Source organism: Clostridium sediminicola (assembly GCF_050402865.1).
In the GTDB taxonomy this organism is placed as follows: domain Bacteria; phylum Bacillota; class Clostridia; order Clostridiales; family Clostridiaceae; genus Clostridium_AF; species Clostridium_AF sediminicola.
The window spans coordinates 319,495-338,344 of sequence record NZ_BAABMF010000001.1 but is presented as its reverse complement, the minus strand read 5'-3'; the positions used below and the strand labels follow the sequence as shown (position 1 = coordinate 338,344).

Genomic DNA, 18,850 nt, shown 5'->3' with positions numbered 1-18,850 from the left:
ATAAAAGACGAAGCAAGCTTCGCAATTTATAGTTATTGCAAATAACACTGAAAAATATTTAATAAATTAATTCGGTAATACTAGAATATTATGAAATATATTGGAAAAAATAGATTTATCCACATAAATAGGAAGGTTATTATGTTAAAAAGTAAAGATTTCATTTTAAAAAATGTTGAGGGAATTACAGGAAAAAGAATAGGTTTTATAAATGATGTATTATTAAATATAAATAATCGAGAAATTATAGGGTTCTCAGTGATATCAAAAAAGTTGTTTTCAAAAGATGTATACATCTTAAAAGAAAACATAATATCATTTGGAGATAAATTGATTTTTAATGGATTCAATAAAGGAAAATATTTAAAATTATCTAATATAAAAGGGTTTGAGGTTATTGATATTGAGGGAAATATTATTGGGATTTTAGAAGATATTCTTGTTGGGGAAGAAGGACTAACAATAAAAGGGATACTTGTTTCTACAGGATTAATTGAAAATTTTATTGAAGGAAAGAGGATTCTTCTATTAGATGATATAATCCTTGGTGATAATAGTATATTTTTGTTTAATTCTAATAAAGAGTTTAACTTTTATACAAAGCCTCATTTTACAACTTTAGGAGATGAAGAAAATAAGAATCATAAGTAATGTAAATAAAAAAAACTTAATATACTTAACAATTATTTTAGTGATTTTAGTTAGTGTATTCAAATTTGAATTTTTAAGAGAAATTTTTTGTATTATTCTTTATTCTTTTTCTCTGTATTATGTTATTAAACCTCTACAGAAAAAGTTATTGAATAAAGGGTTTAATAGAAAGCTTTCATCTTTTATTTTGATTCTATGTTTATTTATTAGTATTTTTTTCATATTGATTTATTTTATCCCATTAGCATTTAGAGAAAGTTTAAGTTTAACTAGAGCAATAGATGAAATTGAAGAGTATTTTGCGCAATTACCAATTAATTTAAAAGTGCTAAATAATAACAAAATACTTTTATCCTTATTAAATAATATATATAAAAGAGGGTATAATGCTTTAATAATTATAGTAAATAATATTTTAGATAATGCTATTGAGATGGGTGATAATTTATTAGCATTATTAGTTATTCCCGTTATAACTTATTACCTTTTATGTGATTCAAAATATATAAATAATAAGATTTTATATGTATTTCCAATAAAACTAAGAAAAATTATAAGAAAGATCTGTTATGATATAGATAAAATTTTGAGTAGATATATTTTAAGTCAATTTATTTTATGTGGTATAGTTACATTTTTTACGTTTATATTACTTATAGTGTTTGATATAAAATACCCAATTTTACTGTCTTTTATAAATGGCATTTTCAATATTATTCCTTATTTTGGGCCGATTTTTGGTGCTATTCCAGTAATCTTGGTTACATTTATTTACTCTCCTCAAATCGCTTTGTATGTTACAATAGCAATGTACTTGATACAATTTATTGAAGGGAATATTATTGCACCTAAGATAACAGGTGATTCAGTAGATTTACATCCAATAGTAGTTATTCTAGTTTTGGTTATAAGTGGGAAAATAGCAGGATTTATAGGTATGATAATGGCTATTCCTTTAACTGTAATAATAAAAGTGATTTATGAAGATTTAAATTATTATTTATATTAATAGTTAAACAAAATAATAAATTATTAATCAAATATCGAGGTAAAGATACTATTTATTGCTAAAATATTGACATAAATCGTATTTTTTCATATAATCAAAATTATGAAATATAAATATAAGATGTTGATAAGGATGAGTAAATAAAATCTGTTAGTTAGAGAGAAAGTGGTTGGTGAAAACTTTTTTTCAGTTTTATTGAAGCTGCCTTGGAGTCATGAGTTATCGAGTGATATATAGATATCTATATATAATTAGGGTGGTAACGCGGAATCTAACTTTCGTCCCTTTTAAGGGCTGGAAGTTTTTTGTTTTACGATAAATATATTTATATAATCAAAGGAGGTTTTATTATGAAAAACATGGGATTAAATGATATTAGAAAATCATATTTGGACTTTTTTAAAGAAAAAGAACATTTAATAATGGATAGTTTTTCTCTTGTACCTAAAAATGATAAAAGTTTATTATTAATCAATGCTGGAATGGCTCCATTAAAGCCGTATTTTACAGGGTTGCAAAAGCCACCCCGTAATAGAATAGCAACATGTCAGAAATGCATTAGAACAGGCGATATTGAAAATGTAGGGGTAACTTCAAGACATGCTACATACTTCGAAATGCTTGGGAACTTTTCTTTTGGAGATTATTTTAAAGAAGAAATCATTCCATGGTCATGGGAATACGTAACTGAAGTTTTGGATATTCCTAAGGATAGACTATATGTTACTGTTTATTTGGATGATGACGAAGCAGAAGAAATTTGGAAAAACAAAACAGATGTTAATCCAAATCATATATTTAGATTAGGTAAAGAAGATAATTTTTGGGAGCATGGAGTAGGACCTTGCGGACCTTGTTCGGAAATTCATTATTATAAAGGTGAAGGAGAATTAAGTTCTACAGATGAATTCATTGAAGCTTCAGAAAATGATATTGCTGTTGAATTCTGGAATCTTGTTTTCACACAATTTGATAAAGATGAAGAAGGTAACTATACAAAACTTGATTTTCCGAATATTGATACAGGAATGGGACTAGAAAGAATGGCTACAATTATGCAAGGAGCCAATTCAATTTTTGAAATTGATACAATGAAAAATATACTAGGAAAAGTTAGTGAAATTTCAAACACTAAATATGGTGATAATGCTGATAACGATGTTTCTTTAAGGATTATAACAGATCATATTAGAAGTGTTACTTTCATGATTAGTGATGGAATACTTCCTTCAAATGAAGGAAGAGGATATGTGCTTAGAAGATTATTAAGAAGAGCATCTAGACATGGGAAATTACTTGGTATTAAGTCTACATTTTTAGGTGAAATTGTAGATGTTGTAATTGAAAACTCTCATATTGCATATCCAGAGTTATCTGATAAAAAAGATTATATTAAGAAAATTATAGGAATTGAAGAAAAAAGATTTAGTGAAACTATAGATGCAGGAATGGATATTTTAAAAGAATATATTGATGAAATAATGAAAAATAAATTAGATACATTGTCAGGAAGTAAAGTATTTAAATTATATGATACATATGGTTTTCCTGTAGAACTAACTAAAGAAATATTATGTGAAAATAATATGAAAATAGATATAGATGGATTTAATAGTGAAATGAAAATTCAAAGAGAAAGAGCTAGGTCAGCTAGAGCTGAAAGCACATACATGGGTGCAGAAGTAAATGTAGTTGATAAAATTTCGAAAGAAATAAAAACAAACTTTGACGGGTATACTAACCTAAGATTAAAATCTTCTATCAAGTTGATTGCAGGTGAAAATGACTTAGTTGATACACTTGAAGAAGGTAATAGAGGAGCTATAGTTGTTGAAAACACTCCATTTTATCCAGAAATGGGTGGTCAAGTAGGAGATAAAGGAGTTATATATAGCGATAACTTCAAAGCTGATGTAACTGACACCAAGAAAAATATTGGGGGTCAAATAATACATTTTGTTGAAATAAAGGAAGGTACAGCACGTATAGGTGAAGATGTGTTTATGGAAGTCGATAAAGAGGCTAGACATAGTACTGAGAAAAACCATAGTGCAACTCATATGCTACATGCTGCTCTTAGAAAAGTTCTTGGAGACCATGTTCATCAGTCAGGATCTTATGTGAACGCAGACAGATTAAGATTTGACTTTACTCATTTTACTTCGGTAAGTGATGAAGAACTCAAATTGGTTGAAAATATTGTTAATAAGGAAATAATGAATGTTCACTCAATTGAAACGCAAATCATGAGTATTGAAGAAGCAAAACAATCTGGTGCTACTTCACTATTTGATGAAAAATATGGAGATACAGTTAGAGTTGTTTCAATGGGAGACTTCAGTAATGAGTTATGCGGTGGAACTCATATTGACAATTGTGGGAAAATTGGTTTATTTAAGATAATTTCTGAAAGTGGAATTGCTGCTGGTATTAGAAGAATTGAAGCTGTTACATCAGAAAAAGCATTAGAGTATATCACTAACAAGGAACTTCTGTTAAAAAATATTTCCACTGCTCTAAAATCCTCTGAAAAAGAAATATTGGTTAAAATTAAAAGCATACAAAATGAAACTAAAGATAAAGATAAAGAAATAAATCAATTAAAAGCTAAATTAGCAGGTGGCGCTGAGGATGAAATTCTTAAAGAGGTTGTAGAAATAAATGGAGTTAAGGTAGCGGTTAAAGCACTTAATGACATTGATGGAGATTCATTAAGAAATCTTGCTGATAAAATTCGTGATAAAATTAAAAGCGGAGTAGTTGTTTTAGGCGGTAAAAACGAAAATAAAGTTATGTTTATAGCAATGGCTACTAAAGATGTTTTGAGTAAAGGCGTGCATTGTGGTAAAATAATAAAAGAAGTAGCTAAAATCGCTGGTGGTGGCGGTGGTGGAAGACCTGATATGGCTCAAGCTGGTGGAAAGAAACCTGAAAAATTGGATGAAGCATTAAATAGTGTTAAAAATATCATGGAAAATTTAGTTAAATAGTGTACAATTATTTTAAATTAGTTTATAATTAAGTTAACAATATAAATTTTATAATCTTAATATTGTAAGCTTCTTATATGAAGGGGTGAGTTGCATGGACCAAAATACAATGCAGTTTGATATGGAAAAGAATAAAAAAGATTTAACAAAAGCAATTTTGATGCAAGTAAATGAATCTTTAAAAGAAAAAGGCTATAATCCAATAAATCAACTTGTTGGGTATTTGATTTCAGGAGATCCAACTTATATTACTAATTACAATGGTGCTCGTGCATTAATAAGAAAGCTTGAAAGAGATGATATTTTAGAAGAAGTAATTAAAGCTTATTTGTTAATAGAATAAAAATGCCCCATGGGCATTTTTATTTTGACCATATTAAAAGTTCAGGAGAGAAACTTATGGAAATAACAAGAATATTAGGATTAGATATTGGTAATCAAACTATAGGAGTGTCTATCAGTGACCCTTTAGGATTAACTGCTCAAGGTATCAAAACTATCCGAAGAACAAAGATTGAAAAAGATTTAGAAGAATTAGAGTTTATAATTAGAGACTACGGAGCTCAGAAAATAGTTTGTGGTTTACCTAAAAATATGAACGGAACTATTGGAAGTCAAGGAGAAAAAGCATTAGAGTTTTCAGAAATTTTAGAAGAGAAATTTAACTTGGAAATTATTATGTGGGATGAGAGGCTAACCACTGTAGCAGCAAAAAAAGCTATGCTTGAAGCAAATATGTCTAGAAAGAAAAGAAAAAAAGTAATTGATAAAGTAGCATCTACTTTTATATTACAGAGTTACTTAGATAGCTTATAAATGGAGGAATAAAAATGGAAAATGAAATATTTACTTTAAAAGATGATAATGGTGTAGAACAACAATTTGAATTAATTATGAAATTTGATATTGAAGATGGTGAGTATGTAATTTTAAATGAAATAGATAATGATGAAGCAGTAGCATTAAAAATTGTTAAAGATGATGAAGGTGAAGAGTTACTTGTTACTATTGATGATGATGATGAATTCAAATTAGTATCAGAAGCGTATGAAACTCTTTGTCTGGAAAATAATTAGTATAATAAAATGGGAGAGATATAATGTCTGATAAATTGCCTGTTGATTCAATTGAAATAAAGAAAAAACTTAAAGATAAAGGGTATAAACTAACACCTCAAAGAACAGCCATAATTGAAATTATATATAAAAGTCAAGGTAAACATTTAACAGCTGAGGAGATTTATGACATAGTAAAAATTGAATGTCCGGAAATAGGATTAGCAACTGTTTATAGAACAATTCAAATGCTTGAAGAGATAAATATTATAAATAGGTTAATGCTAGATGATGGTTGTAACAGATATGAATTAAATAATGAAGACGAGGTACATCAGCATCATCATTTAATTTGTAAGAACTGTGGAAAAGTGATAGAAGTTAAAGGCGATTTGCTTGATTCTATTGAAGCTACGATTGAAGATGAGTATGAGTTTAAAATCGAAAATCACAAAGTGAAATTTTTTGGGTTATGTAAAGATTGTTCCTAGAAAATTTGTGACAACAATGTAAAAGGAGGGCAGAATTTGAGAAAAAAAAGAGATAAAATTAAAATTATTCCGTTAGGTGGATTAAATGAAGTTGGAAAGAACTTAACGGTATTTGAATACCAAAATGAAATTGTTATTATAGACTGTGGAATAGCATTTCCAGATGATGATATGTTTGGTATAGATTTAGTTATACCGGATATTACATATCTTATAAAGAACAAAGCTAAGATAAAAGGAGTATTTTTAACGCATGGTCATGAGGACCATATAGGGGCTCTATCCTTTGTTTTAAAAGAAATAAATGTTCCTGTTTATGGTACAAAATTAACATTGGGTATACTAGAAACTAAATTAAAAGAGCACGGTTTACTTAGTACAACGGAACTTATAAGAGTGAAACCAAGAGATGTAATTAAATTAGAAAATATGTCAATAGAATTTATTAGAACATGCCATAGTATAGCGGATGCGGTTGCTATTGCTATTCATACACCAGTAGGTGTGATATTGCATACAGGTGATTTCAAAATAGATTATACTCCAATTGACGGACAAGTGGCTGACTTAGGGAGATTTGTTGAACTAGGCCAGAAAGGGGTTATTGCGATGTTAGCGGATAGTACTAATGTTGAGAGACCCGGTTATACAATGTCAGAAAGCGTAGTTGGTGAGGCTTTCGAAAGGTTGTTCTCGAAGGCAAAAGGAAGAATTATAGTAGCTACTTTTGCTTCAAATGTTCATAGAGTGCTCCAAATAATGGAAGCGGCAGATAAACATGAAAGAAAAGTGACTGTTTCCGGGAGAAGCATGGAGAATATTGTTCGCGTTGCAACAGAATTAGGATATCTAGAAATTGCAAAAAAAGTTTTAATAACACTAGATGAAATGAAAAAATATCCAAATGATAAAGTTGTAATTTTAACTACAGGAAGCCAAGGGGAGCCGATGGCAGCTTTGTCTAGAATGGCAATGTCAGATCACAGAAAATTATTTATAGAGAAAGGTGACACTGTTATTATCTCTGCGACACCAATTCCAGGAAATGAGAAACTTGTTTCTAGAGTAATTAATCAGTTGTTTAAAAAAGGTGCTGATGTTATTTATGAAGCTTTAGAAGATATTCATGTTTCTGGACACGCAAAACAAGAAGAACTAAAGCTTATACATACTTTAGTGAAGCCGAAATTCTTTATTCCAGTTCATGGTGAGTATAGAATGTTAAAACAGCATGCTGACTTAGCGATCAAATTAGGTTTACCTGAAAAAAATGTTATAATACCCAGTAATGGTGATGTAATTGAAGTTACTAAAGAAACTATTAGAAAGAATGGGTACGTTCCTTCAGGTCAAGTATTTGTTGATGGTTTAGGTGTAGGAGATGTAGGTAATATAGTGTTACGTGATAGAAAACACTTATCTCAAGATGGTATATTGACTGTTGTAGTTACATTAGAAAAAAGTTCAGGAAAAGTTATAGCAGGACCTGACATAATTTCAAGAGGATTTGTTTATGTACGTGAATCTGAAGAATTAATGGGAGAAGCAAGGAAAATAGTACGAAAAGCGCTAGATGACTGCGAAAGTAAGCATATAACAGAATGGGCAGTTATTAAATCGAAAATAAAAGAATCTCTGCGCGTTTTCTTATTTGAACAAACAATGCGAAAACCAATGATATTACCAATTATTGTTGAAGTTTAGCAGAGATTATATGAATAAGAATAAATAATTTGACTTTTTATATCGAAAACATTACAATAAAATATGGCAATGATAAAATTGGATGCTAGAATGTATCCAATTTTTATTTGTGTTAAAAGTTAAACTGCGAAAGTAACTCTATAAATACTTTTTATGGAATAACTATATAAAATGATTTTAAAATCAATTGGAGGACTAGTATGGAAAATATAACAAGAAATGACATAAGGAATATAGCTATTATAGCTCATGTAGACCACGGGAAGACTACATTAGTGGATGCACTATTAAAACAAAGTCATACATTTAGAGAAAATGAGGTTGTTGAAGAAAGAGTAATGGATTCAAATGCTCTTGAAAAAGAGAGAGGAATAACAATTCTTTCAAAGAACACTTCTATAGATTATAATGGGATAAAAATCAATATAGTCGATACACCTGGGCATGCAGATTTTGGTGGTGAAGTAGAACGTGTATTAAGAATGGTTGATAGTGTATTATTGTTAGTTGATGCAAATGAAGGAGCTATGCCACAGACTAAATTTGTATTAAAAAAAGCATTAGAATTAAAATTAAAACCAATAGTTTGTGTTAACAAAATAGACAAACCTAGTGCGAGGGCAGAAGAAGTTGTTGATGAAATCTTTGACTTATTTGTTGAGTTAGGAGCTGATGATGACCAACTTGATTTCAGTGTTGTTTATTGTTCAGCAAAAAATGGCTTTGCTAAATTAGAATTAGAAGATGAATCAGTTGATATGGATCCAATATTTAAGACTATAGTAGAAAAAGTTGCTCCTCCAGTAGGACATATTGATATGCCTTTACAAATGTTGGTAACTACTATAGATTATAATGAGTATGTTGGTAGAATAGCTATTGGTAAAATAGAAAGAGGCGTTATTAAAAAGAATCAAATGGTAACAGTTTTAAATTTAGATAAAAAAGATACAAATATGAAGGTTTCTAATCTATATGTGTATGAAGGATTAAAAAGAACTGAAGTAAATGAAGCTAAACTTGGTGATATAGTAGCTGTAACTGGTATCCCAAATATTAATATAGGAGATACAGTTGCAGATAACGCTGAACCAGAAGCTTTAGATTTTGTGAAAATTGATGAACCGACTTTAAATATGAATTTCATTGTAAATAATTCTCCATTTGCTGGAACTGAAGGAGACTATGTAACTTCAAGACATTTAAGAGATAGATTATTTAAAGAATTAGAAACTAATGTTAGTTTGAAAGTAGAAGAAACTGAATCAGCAGATAGTTTCAAAGTAAGTGGTAGAGGTGAATTACATTTATCAATTTTAATTGAAACAATGAGAAGAGAAGGATACGAATTTCAAGTATCTAAGCCAAATGTAATATTCCATAATATTGATAATAAAAAGTATGAACCTATTGAACTATTAACTATTGATGTGCCTGAAGAATTTATGGGAGTAGTAATCGAAAAATTAGGACCAAGAAAAGCTGAGATGTTAAATATGACATCTGCGGTTAATGGATATTCTAGATTAGAATTTAAAATACCTGCTAGAGGCTTAATTGGATATAGAAATGAATTTTTAACTGATACTAAAGGAAATGGTATTATAAATCATGTGTTTGATTCTTATGAGCCATTTAAAGGTGAAATACCAGGAAGAAATAGAGGATCGATTGTCGTTTTTGAACAAGGAGAAGCTGTGCCTTATGGTTTATTTAATGCTCAAGATAGAGGAAGATTATTTATAAAACCTGGTACAAAAGTATACGAAGGTATGATTGCTGGAGAATGTTCTAGAGCGGAAGACATTGAGGTTAATATATGTAAAAAGAAACAATTAACTAATACAAGATCTTCTGGAGCTGATGATGCATTAAAACTTGTACCAGCACTTGAATTAAGTTTAGAACAGTGTTTAGAATTTATTTCAGATGATGAGTTAGTTGAAATTACTCCAGAAAATATTAGAATGAGAAAAAGACTTTTAAATAGCGTTGAGAGAAAAAGAGTCAACTCAAGAAAAAAATAATTGCAATGAGGTGTTATAATGAAACGTGTTAAGATCTTCGCTCTGTTTGTTATAATAATATTAATTTTTGGTTTTTCATTTATGTATTTTAAAATTGAAAGCATAGTTAAGCATCCAATTAGTGCATCAAATGAAAAAGTCAAAATAGAAGTGGTAAAAGGTGATACTTTCTTTAGTTTGGTTAATAAATTAGAAAATGATAGCATTATTGAAAATTCTGATTTCTTAAAATTGGCTGTTAAATATAAGAAAATTGCTACTAATATTAAAGTAGGACATTATGAAGTAGACAATAACGTTTCATTAACTGAGCTTTTAGCAATTTTAGATAGTGGAGTATCAATGTATGGTTTAAATAAAGTCACTATTCCTGAAGGATATGATATTGAATCTATTGGTACTTTACTTCAGGAAAAAGAACTTGTGACAAAAGAAGAATTTATTGAGGCTTGTTCTAACTATACTCTTCCGGATTATATAAATGCAAATAGTGATACAAAATATAATTTAGAAGGGTATCTGTTCCCTGATACTTATGAGTTTGAAACAGGAGCATCATCTAAGGACATTATTGATAAAATGATTAAGAAATTTGAAACAGTAATTAAAGATATTAAAAGCGAAAAAAATATAGAAATTAAAGATTTAAATGAAACTATTACAATTGCTTCAATAGTAGAAAAGGAAACAAAAGTATCTGAAGAAAGAAGTATAGTTGCGTCAGTTATAAACAATAGACTTAAAAAAGGAATGCCTCTTCAAATTGATGCTACAGTACTATATGCTATTGGTGAACACAAAGAGCGATTGTATAATACTGATTTGAAAATTGAGTCGGTGTATAATACATATCAAAATAAAGGGTTAACACCAGGGCCAATTTCCAATCCAGGCAGAGCTTCTATAGAAGCTGCATTAACCCCTGATGAAACAGATTTCTTATACTATGTTTATGATGCTGATGGAAAACATTATTTCACAAATAATTACAATGATTTCTTAGCAGCAAAAAAAAGGTATAAAGCTAACAATTAATTAGGAGTGAATAAATGAAATGGATGGAGTTGCATTAAATTTTATAACAGAATATTTAAATACTCTCATTGAAGAAAAAGATAGTAATTTATTGAAACTAGAAGAGTATGCTAATGTTAACAATGTTCCTATAGTTCAAAGAGAAGTAGCAAACCTTTTGAAATTTATGGTTGCAATGAAAAAACCTAAGAGGATATTGGAATTAGGAACAGCAATTGGGTACTCATCGATTCTAATGAATAATGCGTCAGAGTCAGTCGAAGATATTGTAACTATAGAAAGAAATGAAAATATGGTTAAAATAGCACAGAAAAACATACAAGATGCTCAATTAGATAAAAAAATTCAAATAATTGAAGGAGATTGTTTGGAAATTTTAAAAACTCTAAATGAAAAGTTTGATATGATTTTTATTGATGCTGGCAAAGGTCATTATAATGAATTTTTTCCTTATTGTTTAGATTTATTGAACAAAGAGGGCGTTATCATTTCTGATAATGTTCTTTTTAGAGGAATGGTAGCAAATAATGATTTGGTTATCAGAAGAAAAATTACTATTGTCAAAAGAATGAGAAAGTATTTAATGGATATAAGTAAAAGAGAAGATTTAGTTACCACTGTATTGCCTATCGGGGATGGGGTAGCCATTACCATAAGGAGGAATTAGTATGAATAAACCTGAATTATTAGCACCGGCTGGTAATTTAGAAAAGCTTATAACAGCAATAGATTTTGGTGCTGATGCAGTTTATGTTGGTGGAAATAGGTTGAATTTAAGAGCATTTGCTAACAATTTTTCGGTAAATGATTTAGAGTTAGGACTGAAATATGCTCATGAAAGAGGAAAGAAAGTATATGTAACAGTTAATGTATTCCCACATAATGAAGACTTGGAAGGAATAGATGATTACCTAATTGAATTGTATAATTTAGGAGTAGATGCAATTATTGTTTCAGATCCAGGAATTATCATGACTGCAAAAGAGGTTACACCTAACTTGGAAATTCATTTAAGCACTCAAGCAAACAATGTAAATTGGAAATCTGCAAATTTTTGGCATGATTTAGGAGTTAAAAGAATTGTTTTAGCTAGAGAGTTGAGCTTAGAAGAGATTAAAACAATAAGAAAAAAGACTTCTCCAACATGTGGGTTAGAAGCATTTATTCATGGTTCTATGTGTATGTCTTATTCAGGAAGATGTCTTCTATCAAATTATATGACAGGAAGAGATGCAAATAGAGGAATGTGTGCTCAACCTTGTAGATATGAATATTATTTAATGGAAGAAAAAAGACCAGGTGAGTATTTTCCAGTTTTTGAAGATGAAAGAGGTACATATATAATGAACTCTAAAGATTTATGTATGATAAGACACATACCTGAATTAGTTCAATCTGGAATAGATTCATTTAAAGTTGAAGGAAGAATGAAAAGTGTTTTTTATGTAGCTACTGTTATAAAAGCATATAGGCAAGCGATAGATACATATTTTTCTGATCCTAACAATTATAAATTTGATGAGAAATGGTTTGATTATTTATTAAAACCTAGTCATAGAAATTACACAACAGGGTTCTACTTTGATGAAGAAAATAAACAATTTTATGGTTCATCATCCTATGTAAGAGATTATGACGTCATTGGAATTGTTAAGGAATTCGATAAAGAAAATTCTATTGTTATAATAGAACAAAGAAATAGAGTTTTTGACGGAGAAACAGTTGGAATTCTTAGACCTGAAGGAGATTCATTGAGTGTAACACTTAATGAATTAACCAATGAAGAAGGGAAGAAAATTGACGCTGCAAGAAATGCAAAAATGATTTTTAAAGCTAAAGTCGACTTGCCATTAAAGAAAAATGATTTACTCTTTATTGAGAGGAGAAAATAATATGAAAAGGCCAGTTGTAATAGGAATTGCCGGTGGGACAGGATCGGGTAAGAGCACAGTTGCAAAAGAAATTTACAGGACATTTGATGAGAGTTGCATTGCTATGTTGGAGCAGGATTCTTATTATAAAGATCAAAGTGATTTAACTTTTGAAGAAAGAACAAAGACCAATTATGACCATCCTAATGCATTTGATACTCCTTTATTAGTTCATCAATTAAATGAATTAATTAAAGGTAATTCAATAGAAAAGCCTATTTATGATTTTTCTTTACACAATAGAGGAAATGAAAAAGTTTTAGTTAAGTCAAGGAATATAATTATTCTTGAAGGTATTTTGATTTTGCAAGAAAAAAAAATTCGTGATTTACTTGATATAAAAATTTATGTTGATACGGATGCAGATATCAGGATATTGAGAAGAATAGTGAGAGATATTAATGAAAGAGGAAGAACATTAGAGTCAGTTATAAATCAATATATAGATGTAGTTAGGCCTATGCACCTGCAATTTGGAGAACCAACTAAAAGATATGCAGACATAATAGTACCGGAAGGTGGACATAATAAGGTCGCTATAGATATTATTGTTGCTAAAATAAAGCAAATTTTAAATAATTAATATAATTATTGAATAAAAAACTCCTTTTGGGTAAGTATTTTACTTAAGAAGGAGTGTTTTTATGTTTTATGAAAATAAACTTAGTATAAAGAAGAGAATAGTAATACTTTTTTCAATACTAATATTTTTATTTACTTATTTAGTATATAAGATGGTTAAATTACAATATATAGAAGCTGATAAGTTAGTATCCATTGCAGATTCACAATTTACATTTGAGGAGACGACAAGTGATCTCAATTATAACCTGGCTGATTGTAATGGGAAAAATTTATTAAACTATAACGAAGAGTTTTATATTGTTATTGATCCTTATTCTTTTGCTATGAATAATCATAATACAAAAATCGATGATTTATACGCTTTAGACATTATACTAAGAAATTATAATACAAAATATGATCTAAGGACTATTAATACTGGAACTCAAAGTCAAATATTAAAATGGAAAATAGATAAAGCTACCTATAATAAAATCCAAAGTATAAATGGAGTAAAAGGATATTATGTAACTAGAAAACAAGTAGTTGACAGAGAAAATCATTTTTACAGTATTGAAAATTTAATATCTAATTATAATAAATATAGTTCAGATGGTGAAATTATTGAGAAGAATAAAGATAGTTTAGAAGGTTTTATTCATAGCAAAACAAAAAAAAATGAACCTATCAAAAAAGTATTTAAAAAAAACACAGAAGGTACTTTCGAGGATGAAGGTTACTATATTCCGGAAAATAATAAAAATGTAAGGTTAACTATCGATAGTGAAATACAAAAAGCAATAAAGGATATACTTAATTCAGAAAAATATAATGACTATAAACAGATAGGTGTAGTAATGATGGAAGCTGATACTGGTAAAATTAAAGCATTAGTTCAGAAAGATGATTCATTACCTAATATTATATTGGGAATAAGCACTAATAATGGGTATTATCCAGGTTCGATTATGAAAGCAGTAATAGAAGAAGCAGGATTAGAAAGCAATAAAATTTCATTGAATAATATATATAAAAATAAACATTTGTTTAATGATCATATAAACTACGATTATATGAATGTGGAAACAGCTTTTATTGCATCTTCTAATAATATTTTTGCAGATATAGGTGTTGAAGTAGGAATTAATGAGATTAATGGTTTGCTAGAAGAGTATGGAATGTTTGAAAAGGTCTTGAATATGGATTTGGAGCAATCTGGAAAATATGAGGGTGATATTAATGATGTTGGAGATACTCAGCTTGCATCTTTTGGACAAAAACATAGAATAACTATGTTAGAAGCATTAGCTATTCCCAATACTATTATAAATGATGGCATATATGTGAAACCATATATATTAGATGCTTTTGTAGATAACGATAACAATAAAATAGAAGAATACCCTGCTGAATCTAAAAGAGTGATAAGTAAAGATACAGCTAGAATCTTAAAAAATCAAATGATACAAGTTGTAACAAATAGTTTAGGGACAGGAAGTAAAGCTTACAGCGAATTTATTGATATTGGTGGCAAAACTGGAACTGCAACTAGAATAGATAAAAACAACGAAATTTATGATGGTTGGTTTGCTGGGTTTTATTCTATGGGTGAAAAAAAATATTCCATGATAGTATTTATTGAAGACATTGGTGACAAATCAGGTGGAGATACGTGTGCGCCGATTTTTAAAGAAATATGTGAAAATATTTATTCTTAGCATAATATGATAATATTCTATAATATAATTTAATAATGAATATTTATCTTATTTATCAAGAATTCGTCAAAATTTACTATAAAAACTTAAATTCAAAAGAAATTTTCATTACAAATAAAATATTAAATTACTATAAACATAAGGATAAGAAAAAAACACTATATAATTAGGAAACATTTTTTAATCAACTGAATATTATAATAATAAGCACTCTCTGGAGGAGACTTAGTTGTTAAGTATTAATGGTTTAGTTGAAATATTGAGTAGTATAGTATTTTTTACAGCTTATGTAAGTAATGGAAACTCGTTTCCGAAACCACTTGATGAGGAAGAAGAAAAATATTATTTAAAAAAATTAAAAGATGGTGATACGGAAGCAAAAACAATTTTAATCGAAAGAAATTTAAGGCTAGTAGCTCATATCGTTAAAAAGTATTCGTACCCATATAAGGATGTTGAAGATCTAATATCAATAGGCACGGTAGGACTAATAAAAGCCATTGATTCGTTTGATACTTCGAAAGGAACGAGATTAGCTACTTATGCTGCAAGATGCATTGAAAACGAGATTTTAATGCTAATAAGAAATAATAAAAAAATTAAAAATGAGATGTCTCTTCAAGATCCTATTGGAATAGATAAAGAGGGCAATGAAATATCACTTATGGATATTTTAAGTACAAATGAAGATTCAGTATTAGAAAAGGTAGAAAATAGAATTCAAGTAAAAAAATTATACAAAAACATTAAAAACTGCTTAGCGGAAAGAGAAAAGATAATCATTCAAATGAGGTATGGACTTTGTGATGGGGATCCAAAAACTCAGAGAGAAATTGCTAAACTTTTAGGCATTTCAAGATCTTATGTGTCAAGAATTGAAAAAAAAGCTTTGAAGAAACTTTTAAAAGAATTTAATAATGTAAAGTTTAATAATAAAAAATAATTTTAGTTTTATTAAAAATTTCATTGAATTTTGTTAATAACTCTTTTCTTGCATGTTAATATTTGATAAAATGAACTATAGGTTAAAAATGACAATAAAATATGTCTAACATCAGATGATATTATAATAAACTAGGAGGAGATATATTGATTTCTTTAAATGAACTTTTAGAATTGACAGTAAATAAAGGTGCATCAGATTTACACTTAACAGTAGGTACAGTTCCAATTATCAGAATAAATGGTGAATTGGTTAAATTAGATGAAAAAAAGTTAACACCAAAGGATACTGAAACTTTTTCAAAAGAATTACTCGGAATTCATTACGATAGATATAAAGAAAAAGGAGAAATAGATACTTCTTATTCTATACCCAAAATTGGAAGATTCAGAGTAAATATATATAAACAAAGGGATAGTGCGGCTATAGCTATAAGAGTAGTTGGACTTAAGATTCCTAGTCTAGAGAAATTAAACATGCCAAATGTTATTAAAGATTTAACTGAGAAAAGAAGAGGGCTAATAATAGTAACTGGACCTACTGGAAGTGGTAAAAGTACTACTCTTGCAGCTATGATTAATGAAATTAATACAAATCGAGCTGCTCATATATTAACTTTAGAAGACCCAATAGAATATTTGCACAAACATAATAAGTCAATAATAAATCAAAGAGAAATAGGAAGAGATTCAAAAAGTTATCAGAATGCTTTAAAAGCTGTTCTTAGAGAAGATCCAGACGTTATTCTAGTAGGGGAAATGAGAGACCTTGAAACAATTTCTATAGCTATTACTGCAGCTGAGACTGGTCATTTAGTTCTTTCTACATTGCATACTATTGGGGCAGCAAAAACAATAGATAGAATTATTGATGTTTTTCCACCTTACCAACAACAGCAAATAAAAGTTCAACTTTCAGCAGTTCTTCAAGGAATTGTATCTCAACAATTGATTGCTAAAAGCAACGGTGAAGGAAGAGTTGCTGCTATAGAGACTATGGTTTCAACAACTGCTATTCAAAATTTGATAAGAGAAGGTAAAACTCATCAAATTCAATCTTCAATTCAAACAGGAGCAAAATATGGTATGAAGACAATGGATTCTAGTATTGTTGAATTATATAAGAACAATGTAATAGCATATGAGCAAGCTTTAACATATGCAGTTGACGTTGAAATGTTTAAACGTCTTTCAGCTATATAACAAAAAAATAGTTTGAACAGAAAAAATGCCTATATTCATGTTGAATAGACATTTTTTTTATTGTAAATTTGAATAATATTAAATTTTCTATATAGTAATAATACTTTTTTTGTGATACAATGATATTAATTCATGTTAATAATAATATAATTATCATTATACAATTTTCCTATTTTTTTTTAGAATAAAAAAGGAAAAATGATATTTACGTTGAATATATTAGTATTAGCTGGTATTTAGTAGTTTAGGGAGGTATACCAAATGCATGAATATATTGTAGCCCTTGATATAGGTTCTTCTAATGTTTATGGTGCAGTTGGTAAAATCGAAAATCAAGGTAACTTACATATAGTAGGAACAAATGCTGTAGATTGTTTGGGAGTAAAAAAGGGGATAGTTGTAGATATTGAGACTACTGCTAAATCTATTCGAGAATGTATAGATAATTTAGAAAGAATAGTCGATATAAAAATTCCCGCTGTTTTTCTATCGTTGCCAGGAGTAATTTGTGAATTGATTTCTAATAGGGCTGTTATAGCTATATCCTCTGAAGATAGGGAAATCCGTGAAAAAGATGTTTTTAGGGTTTTGGATGCCGCTAAAATAATTTCACTTCAACAAGATAAAGAAATTGTTGGAGTTATCCCTCAACAGTATATTGTTGATGGATATGAAAATATTAGCGAACCTGTTGGTATGAGTGGATTACGTTTAGAGCTAGATGCACAGGTTATTGTGGCAAAGTCTATGGTTCTTAATAATTTAAGAAAGAGTTTAGAGAGAGCAAATATTTCTATTATTGCAGAAGTATTCTCTTCACAAGCAGTGTCAAATATTGCATTAGATAATATTGATAAAAATTTATCTACATTAGTGATTGATGTTGGTGGTGAAACAACTGATTTATCTTTGTATAGGAAACGTAACCTAATATTTACATCTGTAATTCCATTAGGGGGTAATAATATTACTAAAGATATCTCGATTTGTTTAAAAATACCTCATTCTACATCAGAACAAGTGAAAATTAAATATGGACAACTTAAATTAAGCCCTGAAAAAGATGGAAATACAATTACAATTAATGATGGTTACAATAATAGGAGCGATATTAAAAAAGAGATATTGAATAGTATTATTGAATCAAGAGTAGAAGAAATATTGTATTTGACAAAAGACAAAATGGTCAAAAATAACTTTTATGAGGAAATTTCTAATATCATTATTATTGGTGGTGGAGTTTCTTTGTTTAGAGATATTGCACAATATGCATCTAATATTTTAGGAAAATCTGTAGAGGTAGGATACCCTTCAGATTTTGGAGCAACTAATCCAAAGTATTCTTGTGTTGTTGGAACTATAAAAGATATTTATGAAACGTTGAAAATGACTAAGCAATCAAATAGTAAGGAAAATTCAAAAAATGATAGTACAAAAAAAATCAATTCAACTGTTGAAGAAAAAAGTGAAAATATTCTTGACAGATTGAAAGACTTTATTTCTGATTTTTTTTAGCAAGGAGGTTATTTT

Annotated in this window: 17 protein-coding genes and 1 other annotated feature; all 17 genes read left to right on the top strand. The window is 28.7% G+C overall.

Features of this window, described 5'->3' with window-relative positions:
• Window positions 1-141: 141 nt before the first annotated feature.
• Window positions 142-651 (top strand): PRC-barrel domain-containing protein, encoded by a 510-nt coding sequence (locus ACQ3F0_RS01540; protein ID WP_428863266.1) that lies wholly within the window; start codon window positions 142-144, stop codon window positions 649-651.
• Window positions 626-1,660 carry an AI-2E family transporter gene (locus tag ACQ3F0_RS01535; RefSeq protein WP_428863265.1) on the top strand — a complete coding sequence of 345 codons (1,035 nt, stop codon included), beginning with the start codon at window positions 626-628 and terminating at the stop codon, window positions 1,658-1,660. The genes ACQ3F0_RS01540 and ACQ3F0_RS01535 overlap by 26 nt, the downstream gene beginning before the upstream one ends.
• A 114-nt stretch (window positions 1,661-1,774) precedes the next feature.
• Window positions 1,775-1,949 (top strand) — a binding site (T-box leader).
• Between the two features lie 61 nt (window positions 1,950-2,010).
• Entirely contained in the window at window positions 2,011-4,650 is a 2,640-nt protein-coding gene (alaS, locus tag ACQ3F0_RS01530; protein WP_428863264.1) for an alanine--tRNA ligase, read from the top strand.
• A 94-nt stretch (window positions 4,651-4,744) separates the two neighbouring features.
• Window positions 4,745-4,993 carry an IreB family regulatory phosphoprotein gene (locus ACQ3F0_RS01525; protein WP_428863263.1) on the top strand — a complete coding sequence of 83 codons (249 nt, stop codon included), beginning with the start codon at window positions 4,745-4,747 and terminating at the stop codon, window positions 4,991-4,993.
• A 56-nt stretch (window positions 4,994-5,049) separates the two neighbouring features.
• Window positions 5,050-5,466: a Holliday junction resolvase RuvX gene (gene ruvX, locus ACQ3F0_RS01520; RefSeq protein WP_428863262.1), complete on the top strand. Its 417-nt coding sequence runs from the start codon at window positions 5,050-5,052 to the stop codon at window positions 5,464-5,466.
• A 14-nt stretch (window positions 5,467-5,480) separates the two neighbouring features.
• Window positions 5,481-5,726, top strand: a complete 246-nt coding sequence (locus tag ACQ3F0_RS01515) for a DUF1292 domain-containing protein (RefSeq protein WP_428863261.1) — start codon at window positions 5,481-5,483, stop codon at window positions 5,724-5,726.
• A 23-nt stretch (window positions 5,727-5,749) separates the two neighbouring features.
• A complete protein-coding gene (locus ACQ3F0_RS01510; protein ID WP_428863260.1) occupies window positions 5,750-6,196 on the top strand; it encodes a Fur family transcriptional regulator in 447 nt (148 codons plus the stop codon).
• Between the two features lie 36 nt (window positions 6,197-6,232).
• Window positions 6,233-7,900 (top strand): ribonuclease J, encoded by a 1,668-nt coding sequence (locus ACQ3F0_RS01505; protein ID WP_428863259.1) that lies wholly within the window; start codon window positions 6,233-6,235, stop codon window positions 7,898-7,900.
• Window positions 7,901-8,100: 200 nt separating this feature from the next.
• Window positions 8,101-9,927 carry a translational GTPase TypA gene (gene typA, locus ACQ3F0_RS01500; RefSeq protein WP_428863258.1) on the top strand — a complete coding sequence of 609 codons (1,827 nt, stop codon included), beginning with the start codon at window positions 8,101-8,103 and terminating at the stop codon, window positions 9,925-9,927.
• An 18-nt stretch (window positions 9,928-9,945) separates the two neighbouring features.
• The gene (gene mltG, locus ACQ3F0_RS01495; RefSeq protein WP_428863257.1) at window positions 9,946-10,962 is read left to right on the top strand and encodes an endolytic transglycosylase MltG; all 1,017 of its coding nucleotides are present in this window, start codon (window positions 9,946-9,948) and stop codon (window positions 10,960-10,962) included.
• Window positions 10,963-10,981: 19 nt separating this feature from the next.
• Window positions 10,982-11,629, top strand: coding sequence for an O-methyltransferase (locus tag ACQ3F0_RS01490; RefSeq protein ID WP_428863256.1), 648 nt, complete (start codon window positions 10,982-10,984; stop codon window positions 11,627-11,629).
• A gap of 1 nt (window position 11,630) precedes the next feature.
• Complete coding sequence (locus tag ACQ3F0_RS01485; RefSeq protein ID WP_428863255.1) at window positions 11,631-12,854, top strand: peptidase U32 family protein; 1,224 nt, start codon at window positions 11,631-11,633, stop codon at window positions 12,852-12,854.
• Between the two features lies 1 nt (window position 12,855).
• Window positions 12,856-13,476, top strand: coding sequence for a uridine kinase (gene udk, locus ACQ3F0_RS01480; protein WP_428863254.1), 621 nt, complete (start codon window positions 12,856-12,858; stop codon window positions 13,474-13,476).
• A 61-nt stretch (window positions 13,477-13,537) separates the two neighbouring features.
• Window positions 13,538-15,175, top strand: a complete 1,638-nt coding sequence (locus ACQ3F0_RS01475) for a penicillin-binding transpeptidase domain-containing protein (protein WP_428863253.1) — start codon at window positions 13,538-13,540, stop codon at window positions 15,173-15,175.
• Window positions 15,176-15,404: 229 nt separating this feature from the next.
• Window positions 15,405-16,118, top strand: a complete 714-nt coding sequence (sigK, locus tag ACQ3F0_RS01470; RefSeq protein ID WP_428863252.1) for an RNA polymerase sporulation sigma factor SigK — start codon at window positions 15,405-15,407, stop codon at window positions 16,116-16,118.
• 146 nt (window positions 16,119-16,264) lie between these two features.
• Complete coding sequence (locus ACQ3F0_RS01465) at window positions 16,265-17,320, top strand: type IV pilus twitching motility protein PilT (RefSeq protein ID WP_428863251.1); 1,056 nt, start codon at window positions 16,265-16,267, stop codon at window positions 17,318-17,320.
• Between the two features lie 261 nt (window positions 17,321-17,581).
• Window positions 17,582-18,835: a cell division protein FtsA gene (gene ftsA, locus ACQ3F0_RS01460; protein WP_428863250.1), complete on the top strand. Its 1,254-nt coding sequence runs from the start codon at window positions 17,582-17,584 to the stop codon at window positions 18,833-18,835.
• Window positions 18,836-18,850 lie beyond the last annotated feature (15 nt).